The 16,347-nt window shown below is 46.1% G+C and carries 16 protein-coding genes and 1 pseudogene; 8 read left to right on the forward strand and 9 right to left on the reverse strand.

Annotated features, from left to right (window positions below):
- Positions 1-11 precede the first annotated feature (11 nt).
- Together RFF05_RS08125 and RFF05_RS08130 are read left to right on the forward strand one after the other, a co-directional pair.
- Positions 12-218, forward strand: a complete 207-nt coding sequence (locus tag RFF05_RS08125) for a helix-turn-helix domain-containing protein (RefSeq protein ID WP_409969857.1) — start codon at positions 12-14, stop codon at positions 216-218.
- 247 nt (positions 219-465) lie between these two features.
- Positions 466-789: a helix-turn-helix domain-containing protein gene (locus tag RFF05_RS08130; RefSeq protein ID WP_409969858.1), complete on the forward strand. Its 324-nt coding sequence runs from the start codon at positions 466-468 to the stop codon at positions 787-789.
- Positions 790-855: 66 nt separating this feature from the next.
- Here RFF05_RS08130 and RFF05_RS08135 read toward each other — a convergent pair whose 3' ends face one another.
- Both RFF05_RS08135 and RFF05_RS08140 read right to left on the reverse strand, forming a co-directional pair.
- Complete coding sequence (locus RFF05_RS08135) at positions 856-1,191, reverse strand: NlpC/P60 family protein (RefSeq protein WP_409969859.1); 336 nt, start codon at positions 1,189-1,191, stop codon at positions 856-858.
- Positions 1,112-1,600, reverse strand: a complete 489-nt coding sequence (locus tag RFF05_RS08140) for a tyrosine-type recombinase/integrase (RefSeq protein WP_409969860.1) — start codon at positions 1,598-1,600, stop codon at positions 1,112-1,114. The genes RFF05_RS08135 and RFF05_RS08140 overlap by 80 nt, the downstream gene beginning before the upstream one ends.
- Before the next feature lie 282 nt (positions 1,601-1,882).
- Between RFF05_RS08140 and RFF05_RS08145 the strand changes: the two genes are divergently transcribed.
- Entirely contained in the window at positions 1,883-3,100 is a 1,218-nt protein-coding gene (locus tag RFF05_RS08145) for an IS110 family transposase (RefSeq protein WP_409967781.1), read from the forward strand.
- 338 nt (positions 3,101-3,438) lie between these two features.
- On the opposite strand, the gene RFF05_RS08150 is transcribed toward RFF05_RS08145, so the two are convergent.
- From RFF05_RS08150 to RFF05_RS08160, 3 genes and pseudogenes are all read right to left on the reverse strand, one after another.
- Entirely contained in the window at positions 3,439-3,672 is a 234-nt protein-coding gene (locus tag RFF05_RS08150; RefSeq protein WP_409969861.1) for a hypothetical protein, read from the reverse strand.
- 296 nt (positions 3,673-3,968) lie between these two features.
- Positions 3,969-4,823: a tyrosine-type recombinase/integrase gene (locus RFF05_RS08155; RefSeq protein ID WP_409969862.1), complete on the reverse strand. Its 855-nt coding sequence runs from the start codon at positions 4,821-4,823 to the stop codon at positions 3,969-3,971.
- A gap of 318 nt (positions 4,824-5,141) precedes the next feature.
- Positions 5,142-7,357 (reverse strand): annotated as a pseudogene (locus RFF05_RS08160) (EAL domain-containing protein).
- Between the two features lie 483 nt (positions 7,358-7,840).
- Between RFF05_RS08160 and RFF05_RS08165 the strand changes: the two are divergent.
- The 5 genes from RFF05_RS08165 (at position 7,841) to RFF05_RS08185 (ending at position 11,342) form a co-directional block, all read left to right on the forward strand.
- Complete coding sequence (locus RFF05_RS08165; protein WP_409969863.1) at positions 7,841-8,629, forward strand: transposase; 789 nt, start codon at positions 7,841-7,843, stop codon at positions 8,627-8,629.
- A gap of 86 nt (positions 8,630-8,715) precedes the next feature.
- On the forward strand, positions 8,716-9,042 hold the full coding sequence (locus tag RFF05_RS08170) for a transposase (RefSeq protein ID WP_409967432.1): 327 nt from the start codon (positions 8,716-8,718) through the stop codon (positions 9,040-9,042).
- Positions 8,993-9,892 carry an IS3 family transposase gene (locus RFF05_RS08175; protein ID WP_409967433.1) on the forward strand — a complete coding sequence of 300 codons (900 nt, stop codon included), beginning with the start codon at positions 8,993-8,995 and terminating at the stop codon, positions 9,890-9,892. The genes RFF05_RS08170 and RFF05_RS08175 overlap by 50 nt, the downstream gene beginning before the upstream one ends.
- Positions 9,893-10,139: 247 nt before the next feature.
- The gene (locus RFF05_RS08180) at positions 10,140-10,691 is read left to right on the forward strand and encodes a transposase (protein ID WP_409970093.1); all 552 of its coding nucleotides are present in this window, start codon (positions 10,140-10,142) and stop codon (positions 10,689-10,691) included.
- Between the two features lie 114 nt (positions 10,692-10,805).
- Positions 10,806-11,342 (forward strand): recombinase family protein, encoded by a 537-nt coding sequence (locus RFF05_RS08185; RefSeq protein ID WP_409969864.1) that lies wholly within the window; start codon positions 10,806-10,808, stop codon positions 11,340-11,342.
- Positions 11,343-11,479: 137 nt separating this feature from the next.
- Here the strand turns inward: RFF05_RS08185 and RFF05_RS08190 are convergent, their stop codons facing one another.
- From RFF05_RS08190 to RFF05_RS08205, 4 genes are all read right to left on the reverse strand, one after another.
- Positions 11,480-12,613 (reverse strand): GH25 family lysozyme, encoded by a 1,134-nt coding sequence (locus RFF05_RS08190; RefSeq protein ID WP_409969865.1) that lies wholly within the window; start codon positions 12,611-12,613, stop codon positions 11,480-11,482.
- A 151-nt stretch (positions 12,614-12,764) separates the two neighbouring features.
- The gene (locus tag RFF05_RS08195) at positions 12,765-13,538 is read right to left on the reverse strand and encodes a helix-turn-helix domain-containing protein (protein WP_409969866.1); all 774 of its coding nucleotides are present in this window, start codon (positions 13,536-13,538) and stop codon (positions 12,765-12,767) included.
- A gap of 196 nt (positions 13,539-13,734) precedes the next feature.
- On the reverse strand, positions 13,735-14,733 hold the full coding sequence (locus RFF05_RS08200; RefSeq protein ID WP_409969867.1) for a DNA/RNA non-specific endonuclease: 999 nt from the start codon (positions 14,731-14,733) through the stop codon (positions 13,735-13,737).
- A 30-nt stretch (positions 14,734-14,763) separates the two neighbouring features.
- Positions 14,764-16,338 (reverse strand): vWA domain-containing protein, encoded by a 1,575-nt coding sequence (locus RFF05_RS08205; protein WP_409969868.1) that lies wholly within the window; start codon positions 16,336-16,338, stop codon positions 14,764-14,766.
- Positions 16,339-16,347 lie beyond the last annotated feature (9 nt).

The raw sequence follows: 16,347 nt of genomic DNA on the forward strand, positions 1-16,347 counted from the left end.
AGGTGTATAGAATGATTTCGTATGAGCCGCTTTGGCGAACAATGGAGCTAAAAAATGCAACAACGTACACATTACAAGTAAAAGGGAATATCAGTAGCTCCACCATACGTCGGTTAAAGGCATCGGAATCAGTATCCACCAACACGCTAGATGCCTTGTGTGCAATTCTAGATTGCAACCTTGAAGATGTGATTGCCTATTTGCCCGACGAGGCCTAATGTAAAAAAGTGACAATATGAGCACACAACTAGCCTTGGATGTGAATACATCTGGGGCTAGTTCAATTTTACCGTGGAACATCGGCACAAATCGTTTTTGTGCAAAATTATTACCTTCACATCGTACCACAAAAATATCCAAAAATCAACACTAATAGTCAAGGTGTGTTTCTATTGGATTGTGTATAGCTCTAGTTTTATCATCTATACTATTAGTGATAGTCTTACACCAATAGGAGGTGCTAAAATGGAGTTTGAAACCATCGGGAAAAACATTCGGCATTATCGCTTGGCAAAATCTATGCGCCAAGAGGACTTAGCTGAAAAAACGGGTCTAAGTCCTAACTATATCGGCGTGGTCGAACGTGGTGACAAGGTTCCTGCATTAGCAACTTTTATTAAGTTAGCAAACGCCCTTGATGTCTCTGCGGATATGCTACTTGCCGATGTCTTAAACACGGGATATATCGTAAAAGAATCGTTATTATCAGAAAAATTAGCACAGCTATCGCCCGATGATAGGTCTAAAATTTACGAGATTGTCGATACACTAATCAAACACAAAGCATAAAAACCAGCAGACACGAGGCCCCTCGTGTCTGCTAGTTTCGTATTCATGTAAAAATACAGATAGATATTAGAAATAGTTAGGGATCGCTATATCTGCAAAATCTTCCTGCCCCGTAATCACCACATTGTTATACCCCATGGAGCAATGAATAATGATGGCATCCCCATCTTCATCCCACCCTGCGAAGATTCCAACACGGCTATCATCAGCGTAGAACACCAAGTCGCCGGAGATGGCTTCTTCCCATGTGGTGGCGGTGCAGTAGGTGTGCTGCATGATAACGCCACCACCGTGGCCTATGATATATTCGCCGTCTGAGACGTTATAAAACACCCAATCTACAAACCCAGAACAGTCCAGTCCGTAGGGCAGATACGGTGATATGACGTAGCTCCGACACACGGATTCCTGTGGCGCAGATGGTCTGGATTAGGAGTGCCAGCTTGCGATTCTTTTTCTTCTCTGCCGCTTGGATCAGCCGTTCATATTCTCGCTGGCTCAATTCCTTCTCAGGCTTTGAAAAGATTTCCCTCTGGATTTTTAGTTGCTTTACCTTGTATTGCGGAAAGCCCAGCCACTCCAAAAAACCATTGATCGCCGCCAACATGGAATTGACACTAGCAGGGGCATAGGCAGCGATAATATACTCCTTAAAGGCCAGCACCACCAGCTTGCTTAGCTCCTGCCCATGGGTGAACACAAGGAATGTTCGAAGGTCACGGAGATATTTTTGGATGGTATTCTGACTGCGTTCCTCCTCGTGGAGATGAATTTTGTATTGATTTAAGACTTCAAGATTGTAAGTTGTCATGGGGATTTCCTCCTACAATATAAATTAAGGTTTAAGGCACGGCTGCCAGCCGTGTCTTTTGTCTTTTTGTTGCCTAAGCTGTTAGAATGGGAGAGAACAGGTCTGGCTCTGTTTTCCGAGGGCTTACACGCCCGCAAAGGAGTCCGCCAGCCGCCTCTCTCGTTCGCAGCATTCGATTTGCGCAGGTTGTGCCACCAAGACTGGTGCGTTCGTGTCACTCAGGAGATTGAACAAGCAGCGAAGAAAGCGGAATGCCTAATCAAAATACATGGAGGAAACAATATGAACGCAGTCGGAATCGATATTTCCAAAGAATTCAGCGTGGTAGCCGCCCTGCGGCCTATGGGTGAGGTGGCGCTCCCACCTCGTACTTACCAGCACGACAGCCACAGCATCGACGTACTGGCGCAGGAAATTCTTGCGTTGGGTGCGGACACCCGTGTCATCATGGAGGCCACTGGTCGTTACCACGAACCAGTCGCCCAGACACTGAGCCAGCACGGTATCTACGTCAGCATTCTCAACCCACTACTCATCAAGCAGAGCGGTGGTGGCTCCATCCGCAAGGTTAAAACCGACAAAGCCGATGCCCTAAAAATCGCAAAATACGGGCTTGACAATTGGGTGGATTTGCGAGAACATACACCTATGGAAACCATACGACAACAATTAAAGCTCTGCACACGGCAGTACAATTTGTACATGAAAACCATTGTTTCATTGCAAAACAACCTAATTTCTCTCTCGGATAAGACCTTTCCAGGCGTCAACGAGCTGTTTTCTAGTCCTGAGCGCAAGGATGGTCATGTCAAGTGGATTGATTTTTTGGCTACATTTTGGCACTGTCACTGCATTGCAACCGTCAGCGAAAAGTCCTTCACAGACCGCTATCAAAAATGGTGCAAGCGAAAGGGGTACCATTTTCAACCCAAAAAGGCGGCTGAAATTTACGCAAAAACCCAGAAAATGATTGTCACTCTGCCCAAAAACGACTACGCAAAATTGTTGGTTGTGACGGCGGCCAAGCAACTCATAGCCTCCAAAGAAACCCTCTCTGAGATGAAAATCGAGATGAACCGCATGGCTAAAGAGTTGCCCGAGTACGACACCGTCATGGCGATGTACGGCGTAGGCGAGGCCACTGGCGTACAGCTGATGGCGGAGATTGGGGATGTGCGTCGCTTCGCCCACCGCAGCTCCATTGTGGCGTTTGCAGGGGTGGATCCGTCGGTCAACCAGTCAGGCAAGCAGACCTCTCAAGGCGGAAAGACCACCAAACGTGGCTCGCCCCACCTGCGCAAAACGCTGTTTCAGGTGGTGTCTACCTACGTCAAGAAGAAGCCTGAGGACGAGGCGGTGTACCAGTTCATAGACAAGAAACGTGCCGAGGGCAAGCCCTACTACGTCTACATGACGGCCGCACAGAACAAGTTCCTGCGGATTTATTACGCTCGGGTCAAGGAGTGTATGCTGGCTCTGGAGACCGCCAGCGAGGGCTAAGTGACGCTAATTTCATAGTTTTTCAGGTCAGTGATTACACCTTCTTTCTCTGGCCTGTTTTGTTATGCCTGCTTTGTCATCTCACAATTTTTGTGAGATTTTTTCATTTTAGGGCTTGACTTTTATTTACAGGACTCCTTTTATGGGTGTCTCTATTTTTAACAGGTTAGAAGGAAAAATTCTAGGGATAATAAAAAATGCGTCTCACAGTGAGACGCATTTTTGCTACGTTATAAAAGTTTGGGGGAGCAAACTGATTGTATGCAAGGATAGTTTGGGTTCGTGAAGAAATGTCAAGTCGAAGTAGTTGGACAATCGCCCACTTTCAAACGGGCTAATTAAAACGGGGTATCCTTAATAGAAATTTCGTATGCTGTGAGATTTTGTTGATACTCTAGTAAAACTTCTCGCAGTTTTTCAGGTGTCTGACACAGTATAGATTCAAATGGGCCTGCAGCTACATCTTCGATGAGCATGACAATATAGCCATCATCGCTTGATTGCACTTGGCACATATCATCTTCAGCTAAATATGCTTCAAATTCGTTCAGAACTTGTTTGTATGTAAGCATCGTGGCCCCACCTTTCGAGTTACCACATAACCTTTATTATGTGGTAACTCGGCGTATTAGCTATACCGAAAAATCACTATCGAATCGAATAGAAACTGTACTTATAACTAAAAATACACAAATTTACCAGACCGATTTTTGATTAAACAAGAATCGGTCTATTTGTGTTGCCCTTAATAATATATAATGAACTAAATACGAATAAGACTTGTGTTTTTCAATGAAAGCTGTTATAGTGAGCCAATAGACAGTTATAAATTGCAAATTTTTTACCACATAATAAAGGTTATGTGGTTTTATAAATTTCCGTAAAGTAGCTTCATACGCTCTAGCTGTTGCATATGCTTCGTGCCTGTTTCCATGGTGTAAATACGGGTTGTGTTGATGCTGCTATGCCCTAAGATGTCGGCCAATCGGCTGATATCTTTTTCTATTTTATAATAGGTGCGTGCAAATAGGTGCCGTAGATTATGGGGAAATACCTTGCTGTGGGCAACCTTGGCATCAGCACATAATTGCTTCATCATTTTCCAGATATTTGAGCGATCTAGCGGATTTCCCGATTTGGTCACAAACACCGCCCCCTGACATATGCCCATCTCTTTACAATATGATTTTAATGTTTTACAGAGTTCTTTCGGTAAGAAGACGATTCGATTTTTCCCCTTGCAACGTACAGTGGCACGACCCGCATGGAGTGCAGACACTGTGATATATTGCAACTCAGACACGCGAATTCCTGTGGCACAAATAGCTTGTATCAGTAAGGATAGTTTTCTGTTTTGCTGTTGCTCTGCCGTTTGCACAAGGCGCTCGTACTCCTTTTGACTTAACTCCTTTTCAGGGCGAGCAAAGATGGTGCGTTGAATTTTTAGCGGCTTAACTTTACAGAGCGGTAATGCCAACCACTCTAAAAAACCATTGATGGCTGCCAACATGGAATTGACACTGCTCGGGGCATAGTCTAGCAGCAAGTTCTCTTTGTAGACAAGCACCTCTGCTTTGATCAGTTCCCTATCATCTAAGAACTCCAAAAATTTTCTGACATCCCTCAGATACTTCTGTACGGTGTTTTGACTACGTTCTTCTTGGTAGAGATGGACTTCATAGTCGGTTAAATATTGCTGATTTACTGTCTTTGCTTGGATCATATGTGTTCCTCCTGACCGTTAGTATAATTGAATCCCGAGAGAATATCTAGTCGCTTGCATACCATAGTTTCTCGGTATACTAAATAATCGCCAAGTTGAGAGTAATTTACTCCAACTTGGCGATTTTATTTGGTCGGTTTTTGGTCTAGGGGGAGCAGTCATAGGATATTACCTCCGTTCGGCGGACGCAAAAAGAGCACCTGCCAACCTTTTAAGGTCAGAGGTGCTCTCGTTATTGATTTTTTCACATGCTCATGAGGCCGTGGTTGGTAGCCCCCTAGCGCATCCCAAAGAAAGGTATGCAGGTTCCATCTAGTGTCAATTTTGTTTTTCCAAAAATGCTAAAAAGTCTGACTGAGGCATGGGACGTGCAAAGCCATAGCCTTGGCCCACATCACAGCCTAAGTTGCGGAAAAACTCAATCTGCTGGTTGGTCTCCAAACCTTCGGCTACCGTTTCCAGTTGAAGTTCTTGTGCCATGCCAACGATATGTGCCACAATGGAGGCACCTTTTTTACTCTCCAGTGCGTCCACAATAAATTGGCGATCTATTTTCAGGGTGTCCAGAGGGATGTTTTTCAAGCGTCCCAGAGAGGAGATACCTACCCCAAAGTCGTCCATGGCGATGGTAAAACCGAGCTCTCGTAGCTGGCGAATCTTGTCGGTGGCCACTGCGAAATTTTTGATGAGAGCACTTTCGGTAATTTCTAGGTCAAGCTGACGGGGCGAGAGGCCATAGCTGTCCACAATACCAGCGACCTGCTGGACGAAATTATGCTTCATAATGGTGACACCCGAGAGGTTCACAGAGATGACAGGGAGATTGTCAGACTTGTGGCTTTGAATAAACTGGCACACCTCGCCTAGTACATAGTAATCTAAGGTTTCGATGAATCCATTCTTTTCGAAAATGGGGATAAAGTCGTTGGGGGCACCAACTTCCCGTCACGCACCCAACGCACCAGTGCCTCGGCACCCACTGTTTGCTCTGTTTTCAGATGTACTTGGGGCTGATAATAAACCACAAACTCCTTGTTGGCCACACCAGTTTTCATGTGGGAGACAATCTCATTGGATTTGTCTCGCTCCTGAGACATCTGAGGTGTGAATCCGTGGATGGTAAGCTCCGCTGTCTCTTTGCCCAAATCCTTAGCCAGCTTAGCGCAGTTACACATATAGCTGATGGACAGGGTGGGGTCTGTAATATGATAGTAGCCAATGCTATGGCTGTAGTGGTAGTCACGTCCCAAGGGTTGGCTAAAGTCGGCAAAGCCAGACTCCATGAAATGGGCACCCTCTCCCAGATAGCCGACATGAATATCTAGGGTGGGGATTAAAATCCAAAATTGGTCTGCAAAGCTTCGAGCAATCACCAGTGCAGTGGTGGCCGTTTCACGGAGATATTCACCATAAGCCTTGAGCACAAGGGTGCCTGTGTTATAGCCGTAAAGCTCGTTGATGTATTTGAAATTATCAATATCGAGGCAAAAGATGGTGTACTGTTTCTGTGGCTTTTCATCCATGAGGTGGAGTAATTCTGTCTCAAAGTGGTGGAGGGTGGCCAGCCCAGTGACGCTGTCCACCGTCAATGTCCTCTTCAAATTGCGTTTTTCCTTGCGGTTTGCCAGCGCTTGCATTACACCCACCGCAGCCACCACAATTAACACGATAATCATAGCTATCTGGAGGGCACGCATGGGATTTGCAGCAATGAGTTCAGCCAATGTAAAGTCGGGGGCGTATACATAAGTCGAGTGGTTAAGGATGGAGTAGGAGATGGCCGAAGTGTCCAGATACCCAATCATTTTGTTGAGAATATCAATTTTATCTTGAGAAAAATGACTGGGATAGGCGAAGGCACAGTAGTAATGGTCAGAGAGAAGGTCAATGGTGTAGTTCTCGCTAGAGATTAGACCCTTTGATACATTATACCGTGCAGTGCTGAGCACCATACCTCTAATGGAGTCATCAGCAAATGCGGCATTTAAGTCATCAAATTGCGAAAAGACTATCACCTCAGCACCGTCGAACATAGCATCCAAATCATCTTGTGAACGATCATAGTAGGCCAGAATACCCACAGGGAGGTCAATGGTTGTCCCGAGGTTATCATTATGAATCATGACATAGGGCATATCGAAATAAGAGGGGCTAATTTGGGCGATATTCTCGATATCAGGACACTGCCGAGTAATGCAAAAATCCACATCGTTAATGGAGGCCCCCTCCACCCCAAGATTGACGTATTCTACATTTAACTCTAAGGCCTCAGCAATGGCAGAAAATACATCCATCGCCGCACCCGCAAGCTCCTCGCCGTGGAGATAACTCATAGGCTGAAGGTCTGGCATATAGCCCACCAAATACACCTCTTGAGACTGCATGAAAGCAATTTCGTCTTCCGTTAAAATATCCTCTACCATCACCTCACTAGAGCTGACATCGACAGCCACCTCAACAGCTAAACCTATGGTGGAGAGTAAAAGCGCCATTATACACGTCATCGCAAAACAACGTAAAATATATCGTTTCATAGAATTCAATTGCTCACTTTTCCCAGTTCCTTGCACTTCTAAAACTGTACTTAATCGTATCGTAATTATACTTTTCACCTGATATTCCGCCTGATTTTAATCAAATAAAGGTGTAGGTTTCTTTGCGGTAAAAAAGGGTATAACTGCATACATTATACGTCAAAATCAACCACAATTCAAGTGCCTTTCGCCATAATTCATAAATCTAAGATGCCCAAATTTTTTGCAAATAACCTACACCTTCCTTTTGCTACAATGGTGTTGCAAAGGAGGGTTTTTTATGGGCAATATGTACGGTTATATGCGAGTATCAAGTGAAAAACAAAACGAGGACAGACAACGACGTGAGCTAGTAAAGTATGGGGTGACAGAACCAATGTCATTAAGATAAGCCTGGGTGCTACAAGAAAAACACCCAGAACCTTTTAAAAAAAGCTTGACAATTACAAAAAAATGTGCGGTCGCCTTCATTGACCAAAGTCAATGAAGGCGACCCTTGTTATTGAGCATAACGCTGATAACAAAGGAGATGCACACATGACATTCACAACAAAAAACATAAAAAGAACACTAAAAAAATCCATAAAAGCCCTTTCGCAAAACGCTGTAAAATATGCTGAAAATCCAGAAAAAGACTTCACCCGAAATAGGAAGTTACCATTTGAAAAAGTAATTGAAACAACCTTATCTCTCACAGGAAAAACACTATATGGGGAATTATCCGAACAATTCGGCATACATTCATCCTCACCTACAGTATCCGCTTTTGTGCAACAACGAAACAAAATCAAATCAACTGCCTTCGAGGATTTATTCCACCAATTTGTTGCCGAAACAAACCAACCCATCACCCACCGTGGCTACCGCCTTTTGGCTGTGGATGGCTCTAGTTTGCACGTTCCCACCAACCCAAAGGAAGTGGATTCTTACCATCAAAAGGCCAATGACTCCAAGCCTTTTAACCTTTTGCACCTCAACGCCATGTACGATATTTTGCGCAAAACCTACGTGGATGCAACGGTTGAAAAGGGTGAAAACAAGGCCTTTGCCACCATGGTGGCACGTAATCAATCAAAAGTACCCACCATTTACATTGCTGATAGAGGCTACGAATCGTACAATAATTTCGCTCATGTGCAAGAAAGAGGGCAAAAATTCCTTGTCAGAGTGAAGGATTCTGCTTCACGCAACGGTATTTGTCACGGATTATCTTTGCCTGTTGGTGAGGAGTTTGACGTTTCACTGACGCTACACATTTCACGCAAGCTATAATGGACCCTAGAAACCAAACCAGCACTCGAAAAATTATCGTGAACGTGATACAATATCAAAAACGATAAACGAGAGGAGAACATATCATGCCACGAAGCAGTTACAGCGCCGAATATAAGGCCAAGATCGTCCTAGAAGTCCTCCAGGGTGAGAAGGAATTAAACGTTATCGCTGCCGAGCAGGGGGTTAATCCCAACATGATTCGCAACTGGAAGAAGGAATTTATATCCAATGCCAGTCAGGTTTTCGATGAGAAAAAGCAGGTCAAAGAAGCACATCGGAAGGAGGTTGCCCTGAAAAAAGAGAAGGAGCAGATGCTCCGCACCATCGGCCAATTGACACTGGAGCGAGACTTTATTCAGGGTGCCTTTCGGGACTGCGGCATCCCCGTCCCCAAGTTCCCTCAGGACTGACGCAGACCTGTCCATCCGCCGTCAATGTGAGCTGCTGGGTCTGCCCCGAGGGCAGGTCTACTACCAGCCTGTGGAGGTCGACCAGGAGGCCAAGCGCTGGCGGGAGCACATCATGGCACGCATCGACTACTGGCACACCCAAATGCCCTACATCGGCTCTCGAAAGCTGGTGACCAAGCTGGCCACCGACCAGATTTTTGTGGGTCGCAAGCTGGTTAGGCGACTGATGTGCGAGATGGGAATTCATGCTCTCTATCCCAAGGCAAATCTCTCAAAACGCAACTTTAAAGAGTCTATCGTACCATATTTGCTGAGAAATAAGGTTGTCTCGTTCCCGAATCAAGTGTGGTCAATCGACATCACTTACATCAAAATGCACCACGGGCACATGTATTTGACGGCGATTATCGACTGGTATAGCCGTCTGATTGTGGGCTGGAGTCTGTCCGATACGCTGGACACAGATAACGTCATCGCCGCTGTCCAGCGCGCAATTTCTAGCCACGGCACCCCCGCTTTTCTCAATTCTGACCAAGGATGTCAGTTCACAAGCTCCCAATATAAGGGGTTTTTGAAGGCAAATCACATTGTCCAAAGCATGGATGGTAAGTCCCGTTGGGCGGATAATATCATGATTGAGCGGTGGTTCCGTAGCCTGAAAACCGAGGAAATTTACCTCAACGAGTATCAAAATCCTAGGGTATTGCGCCGTGGAATTGGAAATTATATCAAGCAGTACAACACCTTCAGACCCCATCAAGCACTGGGAAATCAGACTCCAGAGGCCGTGTATGGGGCAGCCTTCACAACGCCAACCAACCACCTTGACAGTCTGGCACAGGCTGGTTGAGGACTGGTGGCGACGGGAGGTCGTGGGTTGTAGGCGGAGGCCGTTCCCCTCGCCTTTCCCATTGTACCAGCCTGACCCAGTCGGTCAAGGCAACCCTTCGGGCGGCTACCCTGGAGGTAACCACAACCAGGCTTGGCTCAGGAAGCAAAATAGGTTGTTGTGTTCACGATAAATTTTGAGGAAGTGGTCTTGACAGGGGGACCATTATAAGCAAACAGCGCAAGCCAAAAATCAAAACCTGAAATTTATCGCCCATAGTTCACCATTTGATTTTTTACCCTGCAAAACAAAGAAAAATGAAAAAATCGAGCCATATCCGTTACATATTCGCCTCGTTTGCTTTAAACTTTCTGAAAATTCTTACGAAACGGTTGCCACAAATTTGGATAAAAGTGAATTTGATTCTGCTGCCCTCAAGGATTTGTACGCCAAGCGATGGGGTATCGAAACGTCCTTCCGCTCTTTGAAATTCACCGTCGGATTGCTGTATTTTCACAGCAAAAAGACGAAGCTTCTTCTTCAAGAAATCTTCGCCAAGTTGATTATATACAATTTTACACAGTTGATAACCTCGTGCATTGCTGTAAAAAAAGTTACCAGAAAGCGGGTTTATCAAATAAATTTCGCTGTTGCCACTCAAATTTGTCGTAAATTCTTTGGGAAGAATGTACCCGTCGCCGAAGTTGAAGCCTGCATCGCAAAAAACCTAACACCCATGCGAAATTTGCCCTCAAACCCACGCAAGCGACGCAACACGAACCCCAGAACCGACACCTCTTTTTTCTATCGCTTGGCGTAATGCCACGTTATAAGGACAAGCAAGCAGATTGAAAAATCTGCTTGCTTGTCCTGCGCATTTTTAGATTCCGATGATTTTTTATTAGCTGTTCTTGCGTTTCAATAGCTTAACTTAATGACATTGGTGACAGAACAGCACCTGTATATGGACAAGCTCAGCGGCAAGGATTTTAATCGTCCAGCGTGGAAAAAGCTAGTGAAGCGATTGAAACAGGGTGATACCTTGGTGATAAAATCGCTGGACAGACTGGGCAGAAATTACCTAGAAATCGGAGAGCAATGGCGATACATCACCACAGAAATTAAGGCAGACATCAAGGTGCTGGATATGCCATTGCTAGACACCGGTGCCCAGAAAGATTTGATAGGCACCTTGATTTCCGATTTGGTGCTGATGCTGTTGGCCTACGTCAGTCAGCAGGAACGTGAGTTTATTCGCCAACGCCAAGCGGAGGGCATCGCCGCCGCCCAAGCACGGGGAGTGAAATGTGGCAGACGAGCCGCCCCCAATCCCAAAGGGTTTGATGCAGTTTATGCCGACTATATGAACGGAGCATTGACCGCCAAAGAAGCTGGGGAAAAGCTGGGGATTAAAGCAACGCAATTTCAATGGTTAGTGAAGCGGATAGATATTGTGCAAGATATTCCATAAACCACAAGGAAGGCACCGAGCCAAAACTCAGTGCCTTCCTTGTTTGCCGTATTCACATTGCATCTCAAATTATGCTTGAGAAATGCACTCTGGTCCTATCTTATATGGATTTAATGACCTATAGCGAAAACTCACCTTTACCCAGCAGGTAACAGCAATACATCCCCTACATAAATCAAATGAATTTGCGTTATGCTATTGAGGGTAGCCAGTTCTGACACCGTGGTGCCGTAAGTGAGGGCAATCTGAAATAGGGTATCGCCAGATTGGATGGTGTAGGAACTGGTACTTGTTGAGGGGATTTCGATAATATCCCCGACATAAATATAGTCAGGGTAATCAATGCCGTTATAGGAGGCCAGCGCATCTACTGTGGTACTATACAGCCCTGCGATTTTCCAAAGGGTGTCCCCACTTTGTACGGTATAGCTACTTCCAGTGGTGGTTGTGCTATCCGAACTGGTACTGTCAGTGGTGGTGCTGTCTGAGGTGCTGGCTGAGGTACTATCTGAGCTGGTACTGCTATCTGAGCTGGTACTGTCTGAGGTACTATCTGTACTGGTACTGTCGGTGCTGGTACTGTCTGTGTCTGAAATAAACAGAGCATCTGTAAAAATATCGCCATCTACATCGCCCGATATGCCGTCCACTGACAAAGTATCTGTATATTGATATCCACTCCAACTGCTCCAGACATCGTTATCAGGCAGGGTATAGTCCTCTGGTGTAGACAAGTCTTCATAAGCGGCCACCCACAGCGGATAGTCTGCCAAGCTAGAATCCCATACACTCTCTACATTACTGGCATCGGAATAGATGGCAGGTGTTACCCCTGTTTCAGAGGCCAAAGTGGAAAGGAATGCTGCGGCGATCTCATTGGCCTCATCATCGCTTAAATCACTCAAAGACTCAAAATCCATGGCAGGGCGCAGGGTGTAGCCTGTTCCAGAAATTAAGCTGGCAAATCGCTCAGCTTGGGTCTCCGCCTCGCTCTCGCTGGTAGCAGTCACATAATAGTAAAAGCCGTAATCCAATCCAGCTTCAGAGGCTTTTTCGTAGTTATCCTCAAAATAGCTGTCTGTAATATCACTGCCCTCGCCTGCACGAATATAAACGGCTTCATATCCAGCATCTAAAACATCGCTGAAGGTAATATCGCCCTGATAAACACTGACATCAATGCCTTTGTAATACTCTGTGTCAGCAGCGGCACAAGGCAAAATCATCATGCCTACAAGTAAAAGTGGAATTAAGACCTTAAAGTATTTCATAAAAATCTCCAATCGACCAAAGATGGTATGCCTCAGTCTATGATGGTTGTCAGAGTTTGGTGCATTATTCCATCGCTGTAGACTATATTATTTGAGCGGAGCATATTATGAGCAAACGCACCCTTACCCATTCGGGCAAGGGTGCGTTTGCTCATAATTTGGATTTTCTGCTACGCAAAGTGGCAACGAGTACGACCACAGGCACCACAATTGAAACACCCATGCGCAGCCATCCTGTTATGGGTAGCGTAGATAGACTGTTGGAGTTTTGTACCCAATAGGTGATGGACCACCAATCAGGGCACACCACCAGAATTGCGCCCCAGCCAAGGGCGCGCCATTTACGGGTCTTGTCTAAGCGAATGGCGCACACTGTCCAAAGGATGATAAGTCCCCAGATGACGTAGCCAATCAGCAAGTGGTTCCAAATTCCTGCTTGATAGAAATAGAGCGTGAAAATTGTCCACATAGAGATACCAGTAAATTGTCGCAAAAACACCAGTGGCACAAAGAGCAATCCCCAACTTGTTTTCAATGCCAGGCTGGGTCGAATGAGATATAGCCCGATGAGTAATAGGGGTATGGTCACCACCCAGATAAGGGGGATGAGAATACCTAACCCCGTGCCCACACCACCGCAGATGCCGCAGATGAGGCCTACAATTTCTCGTGTGCTACGTCCAGACGGTGGTGGAGGGCTGGCTGGTTCAGCGGCATCCTCTGGCATCTCCACCCCTGTCACCAGTTCATCTAGTGTAAGCTGGAACAGCTTACTAAGCTCCACCAGCTTTTCCAACTCTGGTGTGCTGGCGTCAGTCTCCCATTTAGAGACCGACTGGCGGGAAACGCTCAGTTTTTCCGCCAACTCCAACTGGGATAGCCGTAGCCGTCCTCGGTGATGGGCGATGCGATTGCCTAGTGTCATAGGGTGTACCTCCTGCTTGCATTTCCCTCATCATATCAAAATCACAACTTTTCGTCAACCAAGTGGCGGTGGAATGTGTGCAACTGGTGGTTGCATGGGGGATTTTTAGCCGATTTTATACTTCTGCACCCCGATAAACAGGGAGAGCACAAGAATATGGCTCTATGGATGAAAACATCCATAGAGCCATAATTTCTTATTCGCCAATCACTCCGTCGCCGTCTGCATCTCGCATATAGGTGTAGAGCCAGTGGTCGGCGGTGATGGGCATTTGATAGCCTGCCGTTTCTGCTTCAGCGATGGTGACGATACCGTTACCGTTGGTATCAATATCAATGATGTTCTCCAACGGAGTTTCCTCCGTGTCTTGTCCAACGATAACGACGCTGGTATCATCTTCATAAGTCACGTTTTCCATTCCTACAGTTTCACCCTCTATGGATAGCCAATTTTCGCCAGTGGTATAGTCGATGGTGATGCCTGCTTGGGCATTATAGCAAAATACGTTGAACATTACACCGTCGCCATCGTCCTCCACGGACTGGGCTTCCATCAGCACACCAGTGGTCAGTAAGTTATCTCCTTCAAAAATAGGGGTCACACGGAAATACACATGGTTTTCTGTTTCTTTCACATACTCTGCCACCATGTTTTCAAAGGGTAGCATGGCGTCAATATTCATCTGTCTAGTGCCTGTGATGAGATTTTCTTCATTGGCATTTTCACCTGTCAACTGGAAGCCGATAATATGACACCGATTGTACAAATATCCGCCAGATACGATGTCATATTGGGCTTGCTCCCAACCGGTGGGGTAAACACTAGAAATACTCTCTCTGTCTTCAGTAGGCATAAGGTCAATACCCACATTGGCAACAGCTGTGCCACACCGTTCCAAGCTATCCAATGGAGCGTACAGCTCAAAAGAGGACGTGGGCAGCTCCATGTCATCAAAAAATGGTACGTTTTCATTGATGATTACATAAGGGCTGTCGGTATAAATGGGTATATTATCCAAATCAAAGGACGCAATAACCGTGGTGTTGTCAATGGTAGAGGACGCTGATTCCGCCTCAAGGTCAATAAAGTTGCTATTTTGTATGCTGGAAATAATGTCTTCGCTACAAGCTGTCAACAAAAAGCCAAGGGATAGAATGAGCGTTATGAATTTTGTTTTGCTATCAATCAATTTCATGGTTTGTCACTCCTTAAATATATGGTAATGTTATGCACCCACAACCAACTTCTCCACAATTTCCTCGCCCTGTAACTCACTGGTGCGATACACATGGTCGGCAAATTCTGCTAAAGTAAAGGGAAAGTAACCGCCTTGGTTGTCTAGCAAAATACCTGTAATGGAGAAATTATGAGCTTGCTTTGTGGTGTGTAATTGTTCTTTGAAACCCTCAGAGATACTGCATACACCATCGGTGATGAACACAATGTCGGCATTTTCAAAGCTTCCTCGGGTAATTAAATCCATGGCTTGGTTTAGTGGCGTTTCATAGTCGGTGCCACCGTCTAAAAATGTCTCAGCAGCCTTTAACTTCTTGGCAGTGTCGTACTGCTCGGGGATAAATAAATCTGTTACAAAATCTCCATGTGAGGAAAAGTGGACGAGGGCGAATTTACGATTGCCCTCTGCGGCGATTTCTAGTAAAGTCATCGCCACAGCTTTCCCCCACGCTTCAGCATCACCACGGGTGGAGCCAGATTCGTCCAGACAGCAGATGATGTCGCCCATGCCCTTTTTGATGGGCTCACGCCGCTGATACTGCTTGACCTGCCCCTGCTGATATTTCCGCAGGAACAGTGGCAACGTGTTGGGTGTGGCTGTCATGGCCAACTCCGAAGTCAGTGCTTTAGAGATGTCTCGCCCTAGCGTGATAGAGTAGGTCTCCCCACGGCCGTAGGCAAAGCCGTTTTTCTTCCCTTGTGCGAACATCTCACGGAAACGACCTAAGTATTTGGAGATGTTCAGCAGAGATTTGCTCTGTCGCACCTGACGAATCAGCTCCAGATTGGCAGGAGAACGCTCCATATTACTAGGTTCGTCGCTCCACGCTTCGATGATATCTTGCACTTCCTCTCCACGGGCAAGGGCGGCAGACACAGCACTGGACACGCTATCAGAGATAGGCGCCTTGTTCCGTGCCAGATTGCTATCAATCATCTGGGTGACAGCGGCTACCTGCTGGGATTTAGAGGCCGCTTTGTTGGCGGCATCTACCACATCTTTGTGATGTTGCTCGGTAGGATGCTTACTGCTCTCCAGTCGGGTCAGCGCTTCATTGAGGGCACGTTCCGCATCCAGCTTGGCATCCTCTAATTTCTCTAGGGTGTTCAGGGCACCCTTTTTACCGCCGATATCTTCCAGAAGTCCATCCAGATTTTCAGACACACGGCCTACAAATTCAGTGGCGGCTTCAAAGGCAGGTAGCTCCCGCCCTTCGCAGATGCTTTTCAATGTGGGATAGTCCTCATCACCAACTACATGGTCGATGATTTTGCCATTGAACTTGCGAGCAGGTGCCGACAAGGTACCTTCGTCATTCTTTTTGGGTGACAGCGAGTAGAAAGACTGGTACACATCACGAGAGAGGGACGGAAAACTTGCCAGCTTTTGTGTGGCTTCCATCTCTAATTCGTCTAGTGTGGCATCCTCTTGCCGTAGGTCAGCGTAAATGCTGTCCTCAAGACGAGAAGATTTATAAATGCGGTCGGTGGTTTGCGGCTTTGTCTGTTGTAGCTGTCCCCACGGGGATGCGAGGACTTGGGCTAGACTTGTAAATTTTTTCATTATGGTTCC

The sequence above is a fragment of the Bengtsoniella intestinalis genome (assembly GCF_039719005.1).
In the GTDB taxonomy this organism is placed as follows: domain Bacteria; phylum Bacillota; class Clostridia; order Oscillospirales; family Oscillospiraceae; genus Oscillibacter; species Oscillibacter intestinalis.

What these genes read in the sequence shown, in the direction of transcription:
- RFF05_RS08125 (WP_409969857.1), top strand. Translation starts at nt 12, where the DNA reads ATGATTTCGTATGAGCCGCTTTGGCGAACAATGGAGCTAAAAAATGCA.
- RFF05_RS08130 (WP_409969858.1), top strand. Translation starts at nt 466, where the DNA reads ATGGAGTTTGAAACCATCGGGAAAAACATTCGGCATTATCGCTTGGCA.
- RFF05_RS08140 (WP_409969860.1), bottom strand. Translation starts at nt 1,600, where the DNA reads ATGACAACTTACAATCTTGAAGTCTTAAATCAATACAAAATTCATCTC.
- RFF05_RS08145 (WP_409967781.1), top strand. Translation starts at nt 1,883, where the DNA reads ATGAACGCAGTCGGAATCGATATTTCCAAAGAATTCAGCGTGGTAGCC.
- RFF05_RS08150 (WP_409969861.1), bottom strand. Translation starts at nt 3,672, where the DNA reads ATGCTTACATACAAACAAGTTCTGAACGAATTTGAAGCATATTTAGCT.
- RFF05_RS08155 (WP_409969862.1), bottom strand. Translation starts at nt 4,823, where the DNA reads ATGATCCAAGCAAAGACAGTAAATCAGCAATATTTAACCGACTATGAA.
- RFF05_RS08165 (WP_409969863.1), top strand. Translation starts at nt 7,841, where the DNA reads ATGAAGGCGACCCTTGTTATTGAGCATAACGCTGATAACAAAGGAGAT.
- RFF05_RS08170 (WP_409967432.1), top strand. Translation starts at nt 8,716, where the DNA reads ATGCCACGAAGCAGTTACAGCGCCGAATATAAGGCCAAGATCGTCCTA.
- RFF05_RS08185 (WP_409969864.1), top strand. Translation starts at nt 10,806, where the DNA reads ATGACATTGGTGACAGAACAGCACCTGTATATGGACAAGCTCAGCGGC.
- RFF05_RS08190 (WP_409969865.1), bottom strand. Translation starts at nt 12,613, where the DNA reads ATGAAATACTTTAAGGTCTTAATTCCACTTTTACTTGTAGGCATGATG.
- RFF05_RS08195 (WP_409969866.1), bottom strand. Translation starts at nt 13,538, where the DNA reads ATGACACTAGGCAATCGCATCGCCCATCACCGAGGACGGCTACGGCTA.
- RFF05_RS08200 (WP_409969867.1), bottom strand. Translation starts at nt 14,733, where the DNA reads ATGAAATTGATTGATAGCAAAACAAAATTCATAACGCTCATTCTATCC.
- RFF05_RS08205 (WP_409969868.1), bottom strand. Translation starts at nt 16,338, where the DNA reads ATGAAAAAATTTACAAGTCTAGCCCAAGTCCTCGCATCCCCGTGGGGA.